General features: G+C 67.7%; 3 protein-coding genes. All 3 read right to left on the bottom strand.

Annotation, left to right across the window (positions count from 1 at the left end; genetic code table 11):
• On the bottom strand, positions 1–762 hold a 762-nt coding region (locus tag IFS44_RS23030; protein WP_446740875.1), incomplete at its 3' end, for a fimbria/pilus outer membrane usher protein.
• Between the two features lie 750 nt (positions 763–1,512).
• A complete protein-coding gene (locus IFS44_RS21495; RefSeq protein WP_192100155.1) occupies positions 1,513–2,250 on the bottom strand; it encodes a fimbrial biogenesis chaperone in 738 nt (245 codons plus the stop codon).
• A 17-nt stretch (positions 2,251–2,267) separates the two neighbouring features.
• Positions 2,268–2,566 (bottom strand): spore coat protein U domain-containing protein (locus tag IFS44_RS21490; protein ID WP_192100153.1); only part of this gene is annotated, 299 nt, incomplete at its 5' end.

The following is a 2,566-nucleotide window of genomic DNA, read 5'->3' as shown; positions in this document are numbered from 1 at the left end:
GCTGGCGAGCTCGCGAAAGCCCCTGCTGCGATCGTCATATTGCGCGGCAACGCTGAAGTGACGCGCGGTATAGCTGTAGCCGAGCGACCAGCGATGGCCCACGGCCTGCCCCAAGCGCGACGCACTGACCGACAGCGCTATGGTGCCAAATCGCCACGGCGCCACCACGAGCCCGCCCCCGATCTGCCGAAGCCGGGCAGTCGCCTCGGCATGCGCCTCGAGCGTCAGGAACGACGTCATGCCGCGTCGGATCGAGCCATTGGCGGCGAGCGTGCCGTAATCGAAGTTGCGGATGCCATAGCCTTGGCGGATGGCGCCGGCTTCGGCTGCGAAATCGGTGAGCCCGGCGCGTAGCAGTGTCGACGAGACGTAGAAGGGGACCGTGGTCGCGATCTGCCGGCCCACGGCGTCCGTCGTGACGATCACGGCCTCGCCAGCGCCGTTGATCACCGGGACATCTTGCAGCACGAACCGACCGGGCGCGACGTCTGCACCCTGCTGCCGATAGCCGTCGACGAACAGGTCCACCGCAGAGGGCACGGCCGCCTTGCCCGCAAAGCTCGGCAGCGGCATCGTCAACAGGTCCGGCCGCGTATTGAAATCGCGCGTGAACTGCAGGCCACCCAGCCGGACGGACGTGCTCCAGGGCAAGGACCGCGTGATCAGGTCACCCGCCGTGACGGTCAACGCGCGATCCTCGTTGATGAATCTCGCATGCGTATCGTAGCGCAGATAGCCGCCGATGCCGGACCCGACCCGCATCACGCCGGAATTGGAGAGCGTCGCGACCGGCCCGAACACCCGCTGTTCGGACCATAAGGAGGCAAGGGAGCCGCCGTCGGCGCGCTGCGCGTAGACCTGGTAGTTGACCATCGCGCCCCAGCTGGCGAGCGTGGCGGCGCGGGGTCTGTCACCCGCGGCGATCCGGGTGGTCGGTAGAAATTCNATCACGCCGAAATTAGACAGCGTCGCGACCGGCCCGAAGACCCGCTGTTCGGACCATAAGGAGGCAAGGGAGCCGCCGTCGGCGCGCTGCGCGTAAAACTGGTAGTTGACCATCGCGCCCCAGCTGGCGAGCGTGGCGGCGCGGGGTCTTCCACCCGCGGCGATCCGGGTGGTCGGCAGATAGTCGGGCGCGGTGTCGAGATGGAGCGTCTGGAGCGCGGCGTCATAGCGGGCGCGGGTGTGCGGCAGCGACGCGACGTCGCGCTCCGTCCCGCCGCCCTCCCCGTCGAGCGTGACGCCATTTCGGCTGAGCGCCTCGGCCGGCACGAGCATGCGTGTCCCGACGATCCGCAGCGGTACGAGGTCACCGGTGGCACGACCATTCACGACCAGCTCGACGAACAGCTGCTGCACCGGGTCACCCNCGAGGTCACCGGTGGCACGGCCATTCACGACCAGCTCGACGAACAGCTGCTGCACCGGGTCACCCGCGCGTGCCATTTGTGGCAGGCAGACCAGCATGGTCGTCAGCAGGAGCGAACCGCGGATCATGGCGTGTCGGACGGATCAACGCGCGGCAATGCGCTGATCGGCGCCATTGACGTTTGCCATCAGCGGACTGGTGCCCGGGACACCCTCCGGCACCGGCCAGCGCATGGTCTGCCCCGCCAGGACATAGCCCGCGAGCCCCGAAGCAAGACTGGTCTTCTTGTCGTCCGCCGTCCGGATATCGACGAGGCGCGCATGCAGCATGCCGGTATTGCGGATCGCCAGCGTCCGACCGCTGCCGCTCCGTTCCACCGTCGCGGTCAGTTCGGGCCTGGCCGCGGTGACGGACCCCGCATAGGTGAAGAGCGGAACCGAATAGCGCATCTGTACCGCAAGCTCGGCCGCCGGCAGCCGGCTCGCATTCGGCGCGTTCGCGGTGGGGATTTCGTCGATCAACAGGCGGTAGCTGCGCTCCCCCGGGCCGGTCTGGTCGTTCGCCGCGACAGCAGGCCGCTCGCGCCGCAGCACACGGATCATCTGCCGTTCCCCCGCCGGGATGACCGCGATCGGCGGGCTGGCAACGATCTCGTCTTGGTCGTCGTACAGATCGCCCTGCGGACCCTGCGACCAGCGCAAAGTCCGGACCTGCATCGTGATCGGTTCGTTACCCTTGTTCTCGATCCACAGCGCGGTCGCGCGCTCGGTGGCGGCGATTTTCGGATCGACCGGCCAGATGATGACCGCCGCGGCTCGGCTGGTGCCCGGCAGCAGCAGGAGCGGCGAGACGATGGCGGTCAAGATACGCAGGATCTTCATGACTTGTCCTTGCTGCATCACCAGGTGACGGTGATGCGAACCACATCGGAATATCGCCCCGCTGCCACGCTGCGCTGAACGACGGCACGGGCCTGGACGGGAACGGAGAGTCGCGACGTCCCGAGCGGGAATGCCAGCGCGATCGCCTGCGACGTCCAGGGCGTCTGACTGCCGTTCGCGAACAGCTGATAGGGCATGCGATCGGCAGGCCGGGTTGCGTGTACGAGCTGGCGCACCCCGTTGGACGGCTGACTGCCATTGTCCGCGGTGAGGGTGACGCTCATTCCCGGGGTGCAGTCGATCTGCAATCCGGCGG

Origin of the sequence: Sphingomonas sp. CFBP 13706 (assembly GCF_014842355.1) — a bacterium.
Taxonomy (GTDB): Bacteria; Pseudomonadota; Alphaproteobacteria; order Sphingomonadales; family Sphingomonadaceae; genus Sphingomonas; species Sphingomonas aerolata.
The sequence above is the reverse complement of the archived record's forward strand: the minus strand, read 5'-3'. Positions and strand labels throughout refer to the sequence as shown.

Excerpts from the sequence above, each read along its gene's own strand:
- IFS44_RS21495 (WP_192100155.1), bottom strand. The coding sequence starts at position 2,250 with ATGAAGATCCTGCGTATCTTGACCGCCATCGTCTCGCCGCTCCTGCTG.